A 17,707-nucleotide genomic window follows, 5' to 3' on the forward strand; every position below is an offset into this window, starting at 1 on the left:
AGGGTGTGACCACGCCGACCATCGGAGCCAGGACCACACCCATGCCGCAGCCATCCCCACCGTCCGCCCAGGTGACAGCCGCCGAGATCTCCCGCATCGCGGGTGTCACGCGCGCCACCGTCAGCAACTGGCGCCGTCGGCACGACGACTTCCCCGCGCCCTCGGGCGGCACGGACGGCAGCCCGCTGTACGACCTGGAGGAGGTCCGCGCCTGGCTCGCCGCACGCGGACAGCACACGGCGGCCACGCCCAGCGGCGAGCTCCGCACCACCCTGCGCCTGCGCGAGCCGGCCGGCGCCGGCACCTCCGACCTGCTCCTGCTGGTCCTGGCGGCCGCCCGCCGCCCCGCCGACGGCCTCACCGGCCTGCTCGCGCTGTCCGACGACGACCTGCTGAAGCGGGCGAACGACGCGGCGGCCGAGGTCACGGACGTGGTGCCGGGCACCGAACCCGTACGGTTCACCGCCGCCGACGCCACGGCCCTGCGCGCCCTGCTGCTCTGCGTCCGCGCCGAGGGCGCGCAGACGGCGCTGGGCGTCCTGGCGGAGCGGGAGCTGGAGGACAGCGCCGCCAGCGGCGCCTACCGCACCCCGGCCCCCCTCGCCGACCTGCTGGCCCGCCTGCTCCCGGGCTCCCCCGCCCGCGTCCTCGACCCCGCCTGCGGCAGCGGCACCCTGCTGGCGGCCGCCGCGGCGCGCGGCGCGTACGAGCTGTACGGGCAGGACAGTCTGCCCGTCCAGGCCCGGCGCACCGCCGTGGGCCTGACCCTGACGGTGAAGGAGGGCACGGACGTCACCGTGCGCACGGGCGACAGCCTGCGCACCGACGCCTTCCCGGACCTCACCGTCGACGCCGTGCTGTGCAACCCGCCCTACGGCGACCGGGACTGGGGCCACGACGAACTGGCCTACGACCCGCGCTGGGCGTACGGTTTCCCGCCCCGTGCCGAGTCCGAACTGGCCTGGGTCCAGCACGCGCTGGCCCACCTCGCACCGGGTGGCCACGCCGTGCTGCTCCTCCCGCCGGCCACCGCGTCCCGCTCCTCCGGCCGCCGCATCCGCGCCGAGCTGATCCGCAGCGGCGCGCTGCGGGCGGTGGCGGCCCTGCCGCCGGGGGCGGCGATCCCGCTCCACATCGGTCTCCAGGTGTGGGTGCTCCAGCGCCCGGAGCCGACCCGGCCCGCGTACCGGACGGTGCTCTTCGTCGACACGGCGGGCGAGCCGTCGGCGCCGGGGCGCGGCGGGACCCGTTCGGGTTCGGTGGACTGGGCGCGGGTGACGGAACGGATCGTGTCCGCGTGGACGGCGTACGCCGAGGACCCGGACGGGTTCGAGGCGCGGGCCGGTGTGGCGCGTGCGGTGAGCGTGGTCGACCTGCTCGACGAGGTCGTCGACGTGACCCCGGCCCGGCAGGTGCGCGCCTCCCGGGCGGACGTCGACCCGCGGGAACTGGCCCGCGAGACCGCCGCGGCCCGCGAAGGGCTGGCGGCGGCGGCGCGGACGGTGGCCGAACTGGCCGGCACGGCGTCGTGGAGCGCCGCGGGGGCTTCGGCCCGCGAATGGCGCACGGCCACGGTGTCGGACCTGGCCCGGGGCGGGGCGCTGAAGGTGCTGCGCGCGGTGCCCATCTCGCCGCGGGCGACGGCCGCCGGGGCGGAGGACCCGCAGGCGGGCGCCGACCGCGGGGAACGCCGGCCCGTTCTGACGGGCGGTGACATCGCCCGCGGGACCGGGCCGACGGGGCGGGCCTTGGACGTGCAGGCCGAGCAGATGCCGGAGATCGCCGTGGGCGACGTCCTGGTGCGCAACCTGGTCGGCGGCGCCGGCGCCGTGGCCCGGGTCGCGGGCGAGGCGGAGGCCGGCACCCTGCTGGGGGTCGGCGTCCACCTGTTCCGGCCGGACCCGGCGCGGCTGAACCCCTGGTTCCTCCTAGGTTTCCTCAGCTCCGAGGCCAACCTGGCCGGCGCCTCGACCGGCAGTTCCACGCTCCACCTCAGCCCGGGGCGGCTGCGCGTACCGCTGCTGCCGCTGGCGGAGCAGCGCCGGTACGGCGAGGCCTTCCGCCACGTCGAGGCGCTGCGCGAACAGGCACGGCGCGCAGCGGACTCGGCCGAGGAGACGGCACGGCTCGTGAGCGGGGGGCTCACGGGCGGACAGCTGGTGCCGGAGTCCCTCTAGGCTCTGAGACCCCTCGTTCTTGACGCGGACGGGAGGACATCGCCCCTCCCACCGCGCCCACAGTCACCCATACCGGCCCCGGAAGGGAAACGGAAGAAGTCTTGAACAGCAGCAAGCACACGGAGTTGGCGAACCACGCGTGGTCCGTCGCCGACCTCCTGCGGGGGGACTACAAGCAGTCCGACTACGGCAAGGTCATCCTGCCGTTCACGGTGCTGCGGCGACTGGAGTGCGTGCTGGAGCCGACCCGCGAGGAGGTCGCCGAGATCGCGGAGCGGTACAAGGACGGCGACATCGACCCGGACCGCTTCCTGCGCCGGGCCTCTGGCCACGCCTTCTACAACAGGACCACACTGACCCTGAAGAAGATCGCGGCGGACCCGCAGAACGCGGCGAGGAACCTCACCGTGTACATCGGGGCGTTCTCCGACAACGCCCGCGGCGTCCTGGACCGCTTCGAGTTCGCCCAGCAGATCAAGCGGCTGGACGGCGCGGGACTGCTCTACCAGGTCATCGGCAAGTTCACCGACCTGGACCTGCGTCCCGAGACCGTGCCCAACCACAACATGGGCTACATCTTCGAGGAGCTGATCCGCCGCTTCTCCGAGCAGTCCAACGAGACGGCCGGTGAGCACTTCACCCCGCGCGAGGTCATCCAGCTCATGGTGCGGCTGCTGGTCGCCCCGGACGGTGACGCGCTCCAGCTCCCGGGCGCGGTGCGCACGGTCCTCGACCCGGCCTGCGGCACGGGCGGCATGCTCTCCGCGATGGACGACCTGATCACGGAGCTGAACCCGGACGCCACGGTGGAGGTGTACGGGCAGGAACTCAACCCCGAGTCCTGGGCGATCTGCCGGTCCGACCTCATGATCAAGGGCCAGGACCCGGAGAACATCGCCTTCGGCAACTCCTTCTCCGACGACGGCCACGCCCGCAGGACCTTCGACTACATGCTGGCCAACCCGCCGTTCGGCGTGGAGTGGAAGAAGGTCAAGGACGAGGTCGAGCGCGAGCACCGGACGCTCGGCGACGCCGGCCGCTTCGGCGCGGGGCTGCCGCGCATCAACGACGGCTCGCTGCTGTTCCTCCAGCACATGATCTCCAAGATGAAGCCGGTCGACGTGGACGGCGGGGGCGGCTCACGCCTGGCGATCGTCTTCAACGGCTCGCCCCTCTTCACCGGCGCGGCCGGTTCGGGCGAGTCGGAGATCCGCCGCTGGATCCTGGAGAACGACTGGCTGGAGGCCATCGTCGCCCTGCCGGACCAGCTCTTCTACAACACCGGCATCTCGACGTACTTCTGGATCCTGACCAACCGCAAGAGCCCCGACCACAAGGGCAAGGTCGTCCTGCTGGACGCCCGCGACCAGTGGCAGAAGATGCGCAAGTCGCTGGGCGACAAGCGCAAGGAGCTGGGCAAGGACCACATCGCCACGATCGTCAAGCTGTACGGCGAGGCCCTGGCGGTGGCGGACGACGCGGAACACCCGCTGCACGGCAAGGTGAAGGTCTTCCGCAACGAGGACTTCGGCTACCAGCGGATCACGGTCGAGCGCCCGCTGAAGCTGCGGTTCGAGGTGACGGAGGAGACGCTGGCGGCACTGGAGGCCTCCAAGGCGATCCAGAAGCTTCCGCAGGCTCCAATCCTGGCGGACGCGTTCAAGTCACTGATGGGCACGAGCTGGGCGACGAAGCAGGAGGCTTGGCTCGCGTTGAAGGATGCGGTGGTCCAGGCCGGCGGGACGTGGCCCACGGGGGCGCCGTTCAACAAGGCGCTGCGCGAGGTCGTCGGCGTACGGGACCCGGAGGGCGAGGTGCAGCTCGTCAAGGGCGAGCCCGAGCCGGACGGGGAGCTGCGGGACTACGAGAACGTTCCGTTGGGCGAGGACGTCGAGGAGTACCTGGCGCGCGAGGTCCACCCGCATGTGCCGGACGCGTGGATCGACCACAGCAAGACGAAGATTGGGTACGAGATTCCGTTCACGCGGCATTTCTACGTTTACGAGCCGCCGCGGCCGTTGGCGGAGATCGATGCGGAGTTGAAGGCGTTGGAGGCGGAGATTCAGGGCCTTCTCGGGGAGGTGACGGAATGACTCGGGGAGCACTGAGCGGCATTGCCGCACCTATTTACTGGGACTGGCAGGACCTTTGGGCGGTTGCGCCCCGCGTCAAAGAAGTTGGACGACCAGATCTTCCACCCCTGTCGGTCTTCCTCGATGCCGGGGTGGTCCCCCGCAGCTCACGGGAGGACAACCACAATCAGCTAGGAGAAGACCTCTCCCGCTACCTGGTAGTGCGCCCGGATGACATCGTCTTCAACAAGCTACGGACATGGCAAGGCGGGCTTGGCGTTTCTGGACACGAGGGCATCGTCAGTCCCGCCTACTTCGTCTGCCGGCCTAAAGCCTCTACGAACCCTCGGTTTCTCCACTACATCCTCCGCTCTGGCCCATACCTCGCCGAGTTGACCCGCATCTCGAAGTGGATGCCGCCGTCTCAGTTCGATACGCCCTGGGACCAATTGCGCAAGCTACCGATTCTCCTACCGCCCTTGGACGAGCAGCGCCGCATCGCCGACTTCCTCGACGCCGAGACCGCCCGCATCGACCATGTTGCGGGGTTGCGCCTCAAGCAACGTGACCTCCTTATTTCACGTCGGTGGTCGCACTTTCAGGAGGTCTTGGACGCCGCAGCTGGATCGGTGATTCCGCTGCGCCGCCTCGTACGCTCCATCATCGACGGCCCATTCGGGAGTGCTTTTTCCAGCGACGACTATACCGAGTCGGGCGCAGCAGTGGTACGGCTTGGGAACATCGGTTTCGCGGAATACAGGGCGACCGATCAGGCGTATATCCCGATGAGCTTGTACCAGCAGTTCCAATACCACCAGGTCAGTCGAGGAGACGTGCTCATCGCCGGACTGGGAGATGCCCGCAACCATGCCGGACGCGCTTGCGTGGCCCCAGATCTCGGCCCGGCAATCGTGAAGGGAAAGTGCTTCCGAGCACGTCTGGAGACAGAGACTGCCGACGCTGAATTTATTTCCCTGCTGCTATCCTCACCTGTCGGCGCCAGCGCGATCGAAGGCCGAGGCTCCACACGGTCCATGATCAATCTAGAGATTGTGAAGGCCGCAATGCTCCCTATCCCGGACCTGCGGACGCAACGATCTGTGGTAGCCGAGCACCAGCAATCCTGGAAGCAGACCAAAGCGGCCGTTGACGCTTGTGAGCGTCAGCTCGATCTACTAGCCGAACGCCGCCAAGCCCTCATCACCGCCGCCGTAACCGGCCAGTTCGACGTATCCACCGCCAGCGGACGCAACATCACCGAAGGAGTCTCCGTATGAGCCCCGTGCACGACGAGTCCTCCTTCGGCTCCGCCATCGTCGCCGCCCTCTGCGAGCGCGGCTGGCGCGAGGCAAATCCCGAGGACTATCAGCCCGACCTCGGCCTGGACACCAACGAGCTGTTCACCTTCATCGGCGCGACGCAGCCCGACGAGTGGGACGAACTGCTCACCGTCTACGGCGGCAACCCCAACGAGGCGCAGCGCGGTTTCGCGCAGCGCCTCGACCGGGCCATCGCCGATGACGGGCTGCTCCACGTCCTGCGCAACGGCGTGAAGGACCGCGGGGTCCTGCTCCGCGTGGCCTACTTCAAGCCCAACCTCATCTCCACCCCCTCCGTCCTCGACGGCTACCGGGCCAACCGCCTCACCGTCGTCCGTGAGCTGCCCTACGCCACCAAGCAGGCCGACTGGGGCCACCGCCTCGATCTGACCCTGTTCCTCAACGGCATCCCCGTCGCCACCGCCGAGTTGAAGAACCCGCTCACCGGTCAGGGCGTCGAGCAGGCCAAGGAGCAGTACCGCACGGACCGCGACCCGACCGAGCTGATCTTCACGCGTCGCGTGATCGCGAACTTCGCGGTCGACCCGGACCTGGTCTTCGTCACCACCCAGCTCCGCGGCAAGAGCACCCGGTTCCTGCCGTTCAACACCGGCTCGAACGGCCCCGGCCAGCCCGGCGGGGCAGGCAACCCGGCGCCGACCGCCCCCGGCACGTACGCCACTTCCTACCTCTGGGAAGAGGTCTGGCAGCGGGACAACTGGCTCGACCTCCTCCAGCGTTTCGTGCACCAGCAGAAGCACAAGACGCCCGGCGGCGGCACCACCAAGACGACGATCTTCCCCCGCTTCCACCAGTGGGACGTGGTCCGCAAGCTCACCGCGCACGCGTCCGTCCACGGCGCCGGTCAGAACTACCTGGTCATGGCCTCCGCTGGCTCCGGCAAGTCGAACACCATCGGTTGGCTGGCCCACCGTCTCAGCGACCTGCACGCCCGCCGCGATCCCGCTGTCCTGCGGCCCGACGCCCTCGCCGACGGCCGTATCAAGCCGGGCGAACCCGTCTTCGACAAGGTCATCGTCATCACCGACCGCCGCGCGCTGGACGCCCAGCTCTCGGCGACCGTCGGCAGCTTCTCGCAGACCGACGGCCTGGTCGTGAAGATCGACGAGAGGCACGGGGCGAAAAGCGAGCAGCTCGCCCGCGCCCTCTCCCGGGACACCGGAAAGATCGTCACGGTCACCCTGCACTCGTTCCCCGCGCTGCTGGACTACATCAAGCGCAATCCGACCGAGATCAAGGGCACCCGCTTCGCGGTCATCGTCGACGAGGCGCACTCCTCCCAGTCCGGTGACGCGGCCACCGCCGTGAAGTCGGCCCTGCGCGACCTCGGCCTGGACGCCGACTCGGACGACGAGGGCGCGACCAAGGTCGCCGTCGAGGACAAGCTGAAGGCGAAGGCGGTCGAGCGCTCCCGCGCCGCCAACCTCTCCTACTTCGCCTTCACGGCCACCCCCAAGGCCAAGACGCTCGAACTCTTCGGCACGGAAGGCGTGGAGAACGGCAAGACCGTCTACCGCCCCTTCCACACCTACTCCATGCGCCAGGCCATCGAGGAGGGCTTCATCCTCGACCCGCTGCGCAACTACGTCACCTACAAGACGTACTGGAAGCTCGCGAACCTCAACCGCGACGAGAAGGAGGTCGACCCCTCCAAGGCGAACAGCCTGCTCGCCCGGTTCGCCCTCATGCACGAGCACACGGTGTCCCAGCACGCCCAGGTGATCGTGGAGCACTTCGTCGCCCACACCCGCGGCCGGCTCGGCGGACGCGCCAAGGCCATGGTGGTCACGGCGTCCCGCCTGTCCGCCGTGCAGATGGCCCGCGCCATCAAGAGCTACATCGCCGACCGCGAGTACGACACCAAGTACCCGGACCTCGGCGTCCTGGTCGCCTTCTCCGGTCCCCTCACCATCGACGGCGAGGAGACCACCGAGAACAAGGAGAACGGCGGTCTGCCGGAGAGCGCGCTGCCCAAGGCGTTCGCATACACCCGCGCCGACGACAAGGCCGCGAAGGCCGGCGGCAGGGGCCAGCAGGAGTACCGGATCCTCGTCGTCGCCGAGAAGTACCAGACCGGCTTCGACCAGCCGCTCCTGACGACGATGTACGTCAACAAGACGCTGACCGGCATCGCCGCCGTGCAGACGCTCTCGCGCCTCAACCGCACCGCCGACCGCAAGTCGCAGGCCGACCTGGCCGTCCTGGACTTCGTCAACGAGGCCGAGGACATCCAGGACGCGTTCCGCCCGTACTTCGAGGAGGCGCACACCCTGCCCTCCGACCCCAACCTCCTCTACACGGCCCAGAGCCGCGTCATGTCCGCCCCGATCATCTCGGAGCAGGACATGGACGAGTTCGTCGCCGCGTACTTCGAGGCGCAGGAGAAGGCCGGCGGCTCCCAGACCAAGTGGGAGAAACTGCACGCCGAGCTGTACCGGCTCCTCTCCCCCGCCGTCACCCGCTTCAGCGCCCTCCTGGAGAGCGAGGAGGAGGACGACGTCGAGGCCGCCGAGGAGTTCCGGGCCCACCTCAACGACTACGTCCGCAAGTACGGCTTTCTCGCCCAGATCGTCCCGTACCAGGACGCCGACCTGGAACGCCTGTACCTGTACGGGCGCTACCTGCTCAACCGGCTCCCCCGCCTCGCGGACGGCGGCGTCGATATAGGGGAGGTCGACCTCAGCCACCTGCGCGTCGAGAAGACCGGCGAGCACGACAAGTCCCTCACGCCCGAAGGCCCGGCCGAACTCGAAGGGTTCGGCGACGGGGCGGGCGGCGGCAAGGACGCCGAGAAGTCACTGCTGTCGGAGCTGATCGAGAAGTTCAACGCGAAGTTCGGCACGGAGTTCACCGAGGAGGACGTCCTCCCCGCCTTCAACGCCACGAAAAAGGACCCGAAGGTCCGGGCCGCCGCCCTCGTCAACGACGAGGAGAACTTCGGCGTCGTCTTCGACAAAAAGTTCGAGGAGAACATGATGGACCACGTCTCCACCATCGACACGCTCGGCAAGCGGTACTTCGGAACGGACCGCGACTTCAAGTCCAACCTCGACCGCAGCGCCCGCCGCGCGGCCTGGCGGATGATCCGCCAGGAGGAAGGGCTGGACGACTTCTGAGGACGCCTGGGGCACCGGCACTCACCCGATGCCGGTGCCCCAGGTCGCGCCTGTCTCAGCCGCGCGCGGCCAGCCCGACGAAGTCGGCCCATGCCTGTCGCCCGAGCGCCAGGACAGGTCCCGCGAACTGTTTCGAGTCCCGGACCAGAACGGCGTCGGGAGCAGCAGCGACCTCGATGCACTCACCGCCGTTGCCCGTGCTGTAGCTGCTCTTGAACCATGTGACATCGCCTCCAGACGGCTCGGTCCGCTGGGCGCTCATGTCTCTCCCATCAGTTGCACGATGAACGCTGCCGACTCGCTCGGGGTCAGCGCCTGTGACCGGAGGATGCCATAACGCGCTTCAAGCGTGCGTACATACTTGCTGTCCGTATGAAGACGACTGTGATCCTGTACTTCGGCGTACGCGATCCGTTGGTCGTCATCAGTGTCGATCAAGGTGAAGGGGCCTCCGAGCGCACCGTGGTCGGCACGCCCGGTAGGCATGACCTGGATTTCTACGTTCCGGGACTGGCCGAGAAGCAGGATGTGCTCCAGCGCCTCCCGTAGAACTTGCGTCCCTCCCAGCGGCCTTCTGAGGACCGCCTCCTCGATGACGAAGCTCATCAAGGGAGCCGGCCGACGGTTGAAGATCTCCTGTCGTTGCAGGCGCGCTTCAAGCCCTTCCTCGATCACCTCGTCGCTCAGCAAGGGGCGTTCCATGTGGAAGACGGCTCGGGCGTAAGCCTCGGTCTGCAACAAGCCAGGTACGGCATAGACGGCGTACACATTCAATGCTGACGCCTTAGCCTCAAGCCGGGCGGCATCCTGGAAGAAGACGGGATACCGCGCCCGGGCCACCTCCCCCTTCATCGCCACCAACACCCCACCCGCGTCCAGCACGTCGTCCGCCTCGTCGATGAACCGAGGTTGCGGAACCCGCCGTCCCTGCTCGTAGGAGGCGATCGTGTCGGCCGAGTACCCGACCCGTCTGCCGAACTCGGCCCGGTCCAGCCCCGCCCGCGTCCGCAGCAGCTTCAACTGCCGTCCGAACGCGCCGATCAGACCCCTCGCCGACTCCTCCTCCGCGTGGCGCTGCCCCGGCACCCCGGCGCCGACGCCGCTCTCCTTGTCGTCCACCACCGCACACCCCACTTCCCGCTCACGCGGCCGTACCGTCCCGTACACGGTGCGCGCCCCCGGGTACTCCCCACCGCGTCGGCGCGTCACCCCTGGTCACGCTATGCCACACCCGGCGACGCTGCGTGCATGAACCGAACGGAACAACCCGCACCGGCGACCCCCGCCCACGCCTGCTTCACCCTCCGCTTCAGCTCCACGCCCCGGGGCGCGCGCCTGGCCCGCCGGCTCTGCTCCGAGCGGCTCGCCTCCTGGGGCGTGCCGTACGGCAGCGACGACCACGACGTGCTGAGCCTGCTCGTCTCCGAACTCGCCACCAACGCCGTCACCCACGGCCACGTGTCCGGTCGTGACTTCCGCGTCCATCTCCTCGCCTATGCCGTGCCCACCACCGCGTACCTCACCGTCCGCGTGGAGGTCACCGACACGCGGGGGGACTCGCTTCCCGAGCCCGCCACCGCCCCCGTCACCGACCCGGCCACCGGTCTGCCCCGGACCGGCGGACGCGGTCTGCTCCTGGTCGCGGCCCTCGCGGACCGCTGGGGCTGCGCGCCGCGCCCGGACGGCCCCGGCAAGACGGTCTGGGCCGAGTACGCGGTGGCGGCGGTGGTGTGATGCGGGTCGTCCGCCGCGCCCTGGCAGGGCGGGGCTGGACGCAGTGATCCCTTTCCGGGGAGACTGACCGCGACCGACGGGGCTCGGGGGAACGGGCGGGCGCCGGTGAGGACGCGGGGCGGGGACAGGTGCCGGAGAAACCGGTCGCGGGCCGCTACGAGCTGCTGGAGCGGCTCGGCAACGGCGGCATGGGCGACGTGTGGCGGGGTTACGACGCGGTCCTGGACCGTCCGGTCGCCGTGAAGCGGATCCGGCCGCAGGTCGTCGCCGCCACGCCGCAGCTGGCCGAGGAGCTGGAGCGGCGCTTCCGGCGCGAGGCGCGGATCACCGCCCGCATCCAGCACCCGGGCGTGCCGCAGGTGTACGACGCCGTCCTCGACAGCACCCACGAGCACCTGTTCCTCGTCATGGAGCTGGTGGAGGGCGTCCCCCTCACCCGGTACGTGCACGAGGAGCGGCCCCTGCCCGTCAGCTGGGCGGTGGCGGTCGCCGCGCAGGTCGCCACCGTGCTGTCGTACGCGCACGACGTGCCCGTGGTGCACCGCGACCTGAAGCCGTCCAACATCCTGGTCGCGCGGGACGGCACGGTGAAGGTCCTCGACTTCGGCGTCGCGGCGATCCTGCAGACCGACGTCACCAGGCTGACGGCCTCCGGCCGGCCCATCGGCACGCACCAGTACATGTCGCCCGAGCAGGTGCGCGGCACCCGTGTCACCCCGCGCACCGACCTCTACGCCCTCGGCTGCGTGCTCCACGAACTGCTGTGCGGCAAGCCGCTGTTCAGCGCGCGCGGCGACTTCGAGCTGATGGACCGGCACGTCCGGGCCGCGCCCACCCCGCTGCGGCGGCTGCGCGCGGACGTGCCGGAGGAACTGGAAGCACTGGTCCTGCACTTGCTCCGCAAGTCCCCGGAGAGCCGGCCGGTGGACGTGCAGGAGGTGTACGAGCGGCTGGCGCCCTTCCTGCCCGCGCCCGGGGAGTCCTCCGCCCTCGGGGAGGCCGGGCCGCCCGGGGCGCCGGACCCGACCGGGCTCTACCGCCGCCCCTACGCGCCCCGTGCCCGGGCCGAGAGCCGTCCCCGCCCCGCCCCGGGCACGGCGGCGCCCGGCCAGGTCGCCGCGTACGTGGTCTCACCGCCCGAGCGGGAGCTGCTGCGGGCCCAGCTGCGGGAGGTGGACGAGCACTACATCGCCCTCATGGAGGAGGAGCGCTACACGCAGGCCGCCGAGGTCGCGGGCGAGATGATCGAGCCGCTGGCGCGGGCCCTGGGCGCCGAGAACAAGGCCGTGCTGCGGCTGCGGCGGCGCCGGGCGGTCAGCCGGCAGCTGGCCGGCGACCACCGGGCGGCCCTGCCCGAGTTCGAGGTGCTGGCCGAGGCGTTCGCCCGCGTCGACGGGCCGGCCGGCGAGGCCGCCCGCGACTGCCGCGCCCAGGCCGCCCGCTGCCGCGGCGAACTCGGCCAGGTGACCGAGGCGCTGGCGGAGCTGCGGGCGGTCCTCGACGTGGAGCGGGCCGTCGAGAGCGACGTCAGCGACGCGGCGGTGGAGCTGCGCCGCGACATCGGCATGCTGCTGCTCAGCCAGGGCGACCCGGAGGAGGCCGGGGCCTGGCTGGCGGCCCTGTACGAGGACGTGGTGCTCGTCCACGGCCCGCGCCACGACGTGGCCGCCGAGGCCGCCGAGGTCCTGGCCATGCTCCGCCGGGAACTCGGCGGCGACGGGTGACCGTCGCCGACCGGCCGGAGAGCCGGTGCGAGAACGCCCGGACGGCCCGCGGTCACGCCGCGGCGGCCTAGAATCCCGTCATGCCGCACCTCGCCCTCGACAAGGCCTTCTGCCAGCAGCTGGAGAAACTCGAGAAGCACGTCAGGAACGGCGTGTTCGACGCCTGGGAGAAGTTCGAGCGGCTCACCCTCGACCAGCTCTTCAAAGACCCCGGCTTGAAGCTGGAATCCCTCAAGGGGGCCAAGGACCGGCAGATCCGGACCATCCGGATCACCCAGGGATACCGCGGCGTGGTCCTCGCGCCCGCGACGGGCGACACCTTCGTGCTGCTGCGGGTCGGCCCGCACGACGAGGCCACCGAGTGGGCGGTGAAGCAGAAGGCGACCATCAACGCCGTCACCGGCGCCGTGGAACTCCGCGAGATCGCCACCCTGGAGGAGCTGGCCCCCGCCTACGAGCGCATCGCGCCCGCCGAGGAGCGGCGGCTCTTCGCGAAGGTCTCCGACGGGGAGATGGCCGCGCTCGGCATCGACGCCACCACCCTCGCGCAGGCCCGCGTGCTGACCAGCCTGGAACAGCTCGACGTCTTCGGGCGGTTCTTCCCGCCGGACCAGTACCAGGTGCTGGAGCACCTGGCGCTCGGCGCGAGCGTCGAGCAGACGTGGCAGGAGGTCGTCGTGCCGGCGCTGGCCGACGCGACCTCCCAGGAGCCCGTCGACACCACCGACTACGCGACCGCCATCGCGCACACCCGCACCCGGATCGCCGTCGTCACGGACGCCGACGAACTGCGCGACATCCTCGACAAGCCGTTCGCCGCCTGGCGGGTCTTCCTGCACCCCGCCCAGCACAAGGTCGCCTACCGCCCGTCGTACTCCGGCCCCGCACAGGTGACCGGCGGACCCGGCACCGGGAAGTCCGTCGTCGCCCTGCACCGGGTGCGGCACCTGCTGCGGCACCTGCGCGACGGCGACCGCATCCTGCTCACCACCTTCACCAACGCCCTCGTGGACTCCCTCACCGAGGGCCTCTGCCTGCTCGTCGACGATCCCGACCTGCGCGACCGGGTCGACGTCATGACCGTCGACGCCTTCGCCGGACGCGTGGTCAACACCTCGCGCCGGCCGCTCAGCGGGTACGAGGAGACCGCACGGTGGGAGCAGGCCGCCGAGGCCACCGGCTTCACCGGCACCCCGCAGTTCCTCGCCCAGGAGTACAAGCACGTCGTCCTCGCCCAGGACCTCCGCGGCCAGGAGCAGTACGAGCGCTGCGAGCGCCGGGGCCGCGGCAGCGCGCTGCCCGCCTCCGCCCGGCCGCTGGTGTGGCGGACCGTTCAGGAGTTCACCCGGCGGCTGGCCGAGGACGGGCTGCGCACCTACCTCGGCACCTGCGTGGAGGCCACCGACCTGCTGGCCGGGCAGGGGCCGTGCTACCGGCACGTCGTCGTCGACGAGGCCCAGGACCTCCACCCGGCCCAGTGGCGGATGCTCCGCGCGGCCGTCCCGCGCCGCCCCGACGACCTGTTCGTCGCGGGCGACCCGCACCAGCGGATCTACGACAACCGGGTGTCGCTGAAGTCCCTCGGCATCAACGTCGCGGGCCGTTCGACCAAGCTGCGCAAGAACTACCGCTCCACCCAGGAGATCCTCAGCTGGGCGACGGGGCTCCTGCTCGGCCGCCCCTACGCCGAACTGGCCGACAGCGGACGGCACGACACCCTGGTCGGGTACAGCTCCGCCCTGCACGGCTGCGGGCCGCGCCTGCACGCGGCGAAGACGGAGGAGGCCGAACTCGACGCCCTGGTCGAGCAGGTGCGCGCGTGGGTGGACGGCGGTGCCGCGTACGGGGAGATCGGGATCTGCGCGCGGTTCAACAAGACCTGCCAGAAGGCCAAGGACCGCCTGATCGCGGCGGGGATTCCCGCCAGCCGGGTCCGCGCGGGCGCCGCCCGCACCGATGACGCGGTCAACGTGGGCACCATGCACACCTTCAAGGGGCTCGAGTACCGCTACACCGCCGTCGTCGGCGCCGACGACCGCGCTCTGCCCAACCCGTCGGCCATCACCCCAAAGGAGGTCGACCGGCTCCAGCACGAGGCCGACCTCACCGCGGAACGCTGCCTGCTGTTCGTCGCCTGCACCCGGGCGCGGGACGGTCTGTACGTCTCGTGGACCGGGGAACCGAGCCCGTTCCTGGTCGAGGCCGGGTGCGGGGCGGGGTAGTCGGGGACCGGTCACGTATCTTCACCGCATGCACTCCTACACGATCGGCCAGGCGGCGCGGCTGCTCGGCGTCAGTCCCGACACCGCGCGCCGCTGGGCGGACGCGGGCCGGGTGGCCACCCACCGGGACGAGGCCGGGCGGCGGCTCGTCGACGGCCGGGACCTGGCGGCCTTCTCGGTGGAGCTGGCCAAGTCCGGCGGCGGTGAGGAAGACGCCTCGTACACCTCCGTCCGCAACGCCTTCCCCGGCATCGTCACCGCCGTGAAGCTCGGCGATGTCGCCGCGCAGGTCGAGATCCAGGCGGGTCCGCACCGGCTGGTGTCGCTGCTGACCCGTGAGGCCGTGGAGGAACTGGGGCTGGAGGTCGGCATGGAGGCCACCGCCCGCGTGAAGTCGACCAACGTGCACATCGACCGCGTGTGAGCGGCGCGCGACACCCTCACCGGCGCACGCATCTGCCGACTTCATCGCTCGCGCATCATGCTGATGCGAACCCGTAGCACACTTCTGGCTGGCATCTGCGGCATTATCATCGGGACATCCCGCTGTCAGGAGTCCGAGGGAGTGGACCTGTGATGACCCGTGCCCGTGCCCGTACCCGTGCGCTGCCGGCGGCCGGAGCGGGCGTCGCCGCGCTGCTCGCGCTGAGCGCCTGTTCGTCGTCGGACGGCTCCGCGGCGGCCACGCCGGACTCCTCCACCTCGGACCGGCTGTCCGGCACGGTGACCGTCTTCGCCGCGGCCTCGCTGAAGGAGAGCTTCACGGCGCTGGGCGAGACGTTCGAGAAGGTCCACCCCGGTACCGAGGTGACGTTCAGCTTCGGCGGCAGCGACTCGCTCGCGGCGAGCATCACCGGGGGCGCCCCCGCCGACGTCTTCGCCTCGGCCAGCCCCAAGACGATGAAGATCGTCACGGACGCCGGGGACGCGGCGGGCACCCCCGTCACCTTCGTGCGCAACCAGCTGGAGATCGCCACCCTGCCGGGCAACCCGCACGGCATCGACTCGCTGGAGGACCTCACCGACGCGAAGCTGAAGGTCGTGCTGTGCGCCGAGGAGGTGCCGTGCGGGGCCGCCGCCAAGACCGCCCTCGCCGCCGGCGGCCTGAAGCTCACCCCGGTCTCCTACGAGCAGGACGTCAAGGCCGCCCTGACCAAGGTCGAGCTGAAGGAGGCCGACGCGGCCGTCGTCTACAAGACCGATGTGCACGCGGCGGGTGACAAAGTGGAGGGCGTGGACTTCCCCGAATCCGCCGAGGCCGTCAACGACTACCCGATCGCCCGTCTGAAGGACGCCGGCAACACCGCGGGCGCCGACGCCTTCATCGACCTGGTGCGGTCCGACGAAGGGCAGCGGGTGCTGGCCGAGGCCGGGTTCCTGACGTCGTGACCCCGGCCGACGAAGCCGTACGCGCCCGGCGCCGGCCCGTGCGGGCCCAGGTGCGCGGCGTGCCGCTGCCGCTGCTGGTGCCCGCGGTGATCGGCCTGGCGTTCCTGATCGTGCCGCTGATCGCCCTGCTGGTACGGACCCCGTGGTCGGGCCTGCCCGAGCTGCTGACCAGCGCCGGGGTGTGGCAGGCACTGCGGCTGTCGCTGCTGTGCGCCACGGCGGCGACGGCGGTGAGCATGGTGATCGGGGTGCCGCTGGCCTGGCTGCTGGCCCGGGTGGAGTTCCCCGGGCGCCGGCTGGTGCGGTCCCTGGTGACGCTGCCGCTGGTGCTGCCGCCGGTCGTCGGCGGCGTCGCCCTGCTGATGGCGTTCGGCCGCAACGGCGTCGTCGGGTCGTGGCTGGACGACTGGTCCGGCCTCACCCTGCCGTTCACCACCACCGGCGTGGTGGTCGCGGAGGCCTTCGTCGCGATGCCGTTCCTGGTCATCAGCGTCGAGGGCACCCTGCGCGCCGCCGACCCGCGCTACGAGGAGGCGGCGGCCACCCTGGGCGCCTCCCGCTTCACCGCGTTCCGCCGGGTCACACTGCCGCTGATCGCGCCGGGCGTCGCGGCCGGCGCCGTACTGGCCTGGGCGCGGGCGCTGGGCGAGTTCGGCGCGACGATCACCTTCGCGGGCAACTTCCCCGGCCGCACCCAGACCATGCCGCTCGCCGTCTACCTGGCCCTGCAGAGCGATCCGGAGGCCGCCACCGCCCTGAGCCTGGTGCTGCTGGCCGTGTCCGTCGCCGTCCTCGCCGGGCTGCGCGACCGCTGGATGACCGCCGGATGACCGGCCTCACCGGCAGCGCGGACGCCGCACGCGCCGGCCTCGACGCCCGTCTCGTCGTCGAGCGCGGCACGTTCCGGCTGGATCTCGAACTGACCGCCGCACCGGGCGAGGTGGTGGCCCTGCTCGGCCCGAACGGCGCCGGGAAGACCACCGCCCTGCGCGCCCTGGCCGGGCTGACCCCGCTCACCGGCGGGCGGCTGCGGCTGGACGGCGCGGCGCTGGAGCGCACCCCGCCGGAGCTGCGCCCGGTCGGCGTCGTCTTCCAGGACTACCTGCTCTTCCCGCACCTGACCGCGCTGGACAACGTGGCCTTCGGGCCGCGCTGTCAGGGCGTGGGCAAGGCCGAGGCGCGGGCGCGGGCCGCCGCGTGGCTGGAGCGGCTGGGGCTCGCCGAGCACGCCGGGGTCAAGCCGCGCCGGCTCTCCGGCGGGCAGGCGCAGCGCGTCGCCGTCGCCCGCGCGCTGGCCACCCGGCCCCGGCTGCTGCTGCTCGACGAACCCCTCGCGGCGCTGGACGCCCGTACCCGGCTGGAGGTCCGGGCCGAACTGCGGCGCCATCTGGCGGAGTTCGAGGCCGTCGCCGTCCTCGTCACCCACGACCCGCTGGACGCGATGGTGCTGGCGGACCGGCTGGTGGTCGTCGAGCACGGGCGGGTCGTGCAGGAGGGCGGTCCGTCCGACATCGCCCGCCGGCCCCGTACCGACTACGTCGCCCGGCTGGTCGGCCTGAACCTGTACCGGGGCGAGGCCGACGGGCACACCGTCCGGCTCGCCTCCGGTCCGTCCGTCGTCACCACCGAGGAGCTGTCCGGGCCGGCCTTCGTGGCGTTCCCGCCGAGCGCGGTCACCCTGCACCGGGACCGGCCCACCGGCTCCAGCGCCCGCAACCTGTGGCACTGCGAGGTCACGGGCATGGAACCGCACGGGGACCAGATCCGGGCCGCGCTCCGCGGCGAACTGGCGCTCGCCGCCGATCTCAGCGCGGTCGCCGCGGCGGAACTCGGCCTCCGGCCGGGCGCGGAGGTCTGGGCGACGGTGAAGGCGGCGCAGACCCACGCGTATCCCGCCTGAGCGGCCGCGGGACGGCCGTCGAAAGGCCGTTGA

13 protein-coding genes are annotated in these 17,707 nt (G+C 71.2%); 11 read left to right on the forward strand and 2 right to left on the reverse strand.

From position 1 onward, the window contains the following. Positions 1-41 precede the first annotated feature (41 nt). The 4 genes from ACY1JF_RS19365 to ACY1JF_RS19380 all read left to right on the forward strand — a co-directional run bounded on the left by ACY1JF_RS19365 (position 42) and on the right by ACY1JF_RS19380 (position 8,705). Positions 42-2,177, forward strand: a complete 2,136-nt coding sequence (locus ACY1JF_RS19365) for an N-6 DNA methylase (protein ID WP_462706406.1) — start codon at positions 42-44, stop codon at positions 2,175-2,177. A 101-nt stretch (positions 2,178-2,278) separates the two neighbouring features. After that, positions 2,279-4,270, forward strand: coding sequence for a type I restriction-modification system subunit M (locus ACY1JF_RS19370; protein WP_462706407.1), 1,992 nt, complete (start codon positions 2,279-2,281; stop codon positions 4,268-4,270). Further along, on the forward strand, positions 4,267-5,526 hold the full coding sequence (locus ACY1JF_RS19375; protein ID WP_462706408.1) for a restriction endonuclease subunit S: 1,260 nt from the start codon (positions 4,267-4,269) through the stop codon (positions 5,524-5,526). The genes ACY1JF_RS19370 and ACY1JF_RS19375 overlap by 4 nt, the downstream gene beginning before the upstream one ends. Continuing rightward, positions 5,523-8,705: a type I restriction endonuclease subunit R gene (locus ACY1JF_RS19380; RefSeq protein ID WP_462706409.1), complete on the forward strand. Its 3,183-nt coding sequence runs from the start codon at positions 5,523-5,525 to the stop codon at positions 8,703-8,705. Before ACY1JF_RS19375 ends, ACY1JF_RS19380 begins: the two co-directional genes overlap by 4 nt. A 55-nt stretch (positions 8,706-8,760) precedes the next feature. On the opposite strand, the gene ACY1JF_RS19385 is transcribed toward ACY1JF_RS19380, so the two are convergent. Both ACY1JF_RS19385 and ACY1JF_RS19390 read right to left on the reverse strand, forming a co-directional pair. Then, entirely contained in the window at positions 8,761-8,967 is a 207-nt protein-coding gene (locus tag ACY1JF_RS19385) for a DUF397 domain-containing protein (RefSeq protein WP_462706410.1), read from the reverse strand. Continuing rightward, positions 8,964-9,824: a helix-turn-helix domain-containing protein gene (locus ACY1JF_RS19390; protein ID WP_462706411.1), complete on the reverse strand. Its 861-nt coding sequence runs from the start codon at positions 9,822-9,824 to the stop codon at positions 8,964-8,966. Before ACY1JF_RS19390 ends, ACY1JF_RS19385 begins: the two co-directional genes overlap by 4 nt. A 129-nt stretch (positions 9,825-9,953) precedes the next feature. Between ACY1JF_RS19390 and ACY1JF_RS19395 the strand changes: the two genes are divergently transcribed. The 7 genes from ACY1JF_RS19395 (at position 9,954) to ACY1JF_RS19425 (ending at position 17,674) form a co-directional block, all read left to right on the forward strand. Further along, positions 9,954-10,439, forward strand: a complete 486-nt coding sequence (locus tag ACY1JF_RS19395) for an ATP-binding protein (RefSeq protein WP_462706412.1) — start codon at positions 9,954-9,956, stop codon at positions 10,437-10,439. A 128-nt stretch (positions 10,440-10,567) separates the two neighbouring features. Further along, positions 10,568-12,163, forward strand: a complete 1,596-nt coding sequence (locus ACY1JF_RS19400) for a serine/threonine-protein kinase (protein ID WP_462706413.1) — start codon at positions 10,568-10,570, stop codon at positions 12,161-12,163. 80 nt (positions 12,164-12,243) lie between these two features. Next, a complete protein-coding gene (locus ACY1JF_RS19405; protein WP_462706414.1) occupies positions 12,244-14,385 on the forward strand; it encodes a UvrD-helicase domain-containing protein in 2,142 nt (713 codons plus the stop codon). Positions 14,386-14,413: 28 nt separating this feature from the next. Then, complete coding sequence (locus ACY1JF_RS19410; protein ID WP_462706415.1) at positions 14,414-14,809, forward strand: TOBE domain-containing protein; 396 nt, start codon at positions 14,414-14,416, stop codon at positions 14,807-14,809. Positions 14,810-14,961: 152 nt separating this feature from the next. Further along, entirely contained in the window at positions 14,962-15,774 is an 813-nt protein-coding gene (modA, locus tag ACY1JF_RS19415; protein WP_462706416.1) for a molybdate ABC transporter substrate-binding protein, read from the forward strand. Then, on the forward strand, positions 15,771-16,604 hold the full coding sequence (locus ACY1JF_RS19420; protein WP_462706417.1) for an ABC transporter permease: 834 nt from the start codon (positions 15,771-15,773) through the stop codon (positions 16,602-16,604). Before modA ends, ACY1JF_RS19420 begins: the two co-directional genes overlap by 4 nt. After that, a complete protein-coding gene (locus ACY1JF_RS19425) occupies positions 16,601-17,674 on the forward strand; it encodes an ABC transporter ATP-binding protein (RefSeq protein ID WP_462706418.1) in 1,074 nt (357 codons plus the stop codon). Before ACY1JF_RS19420 ends, ACY1JF_RS19425 begins: the two co-directional genes overlap by 4 nt. The last annotated feature ends 33 nt before the right edge of the window (positions 17,675-17,707 follow it).

The sequence above is a fragment of the Streptomyces sp. SYSU D01066-1 genome (assembly GCF_054956795.1).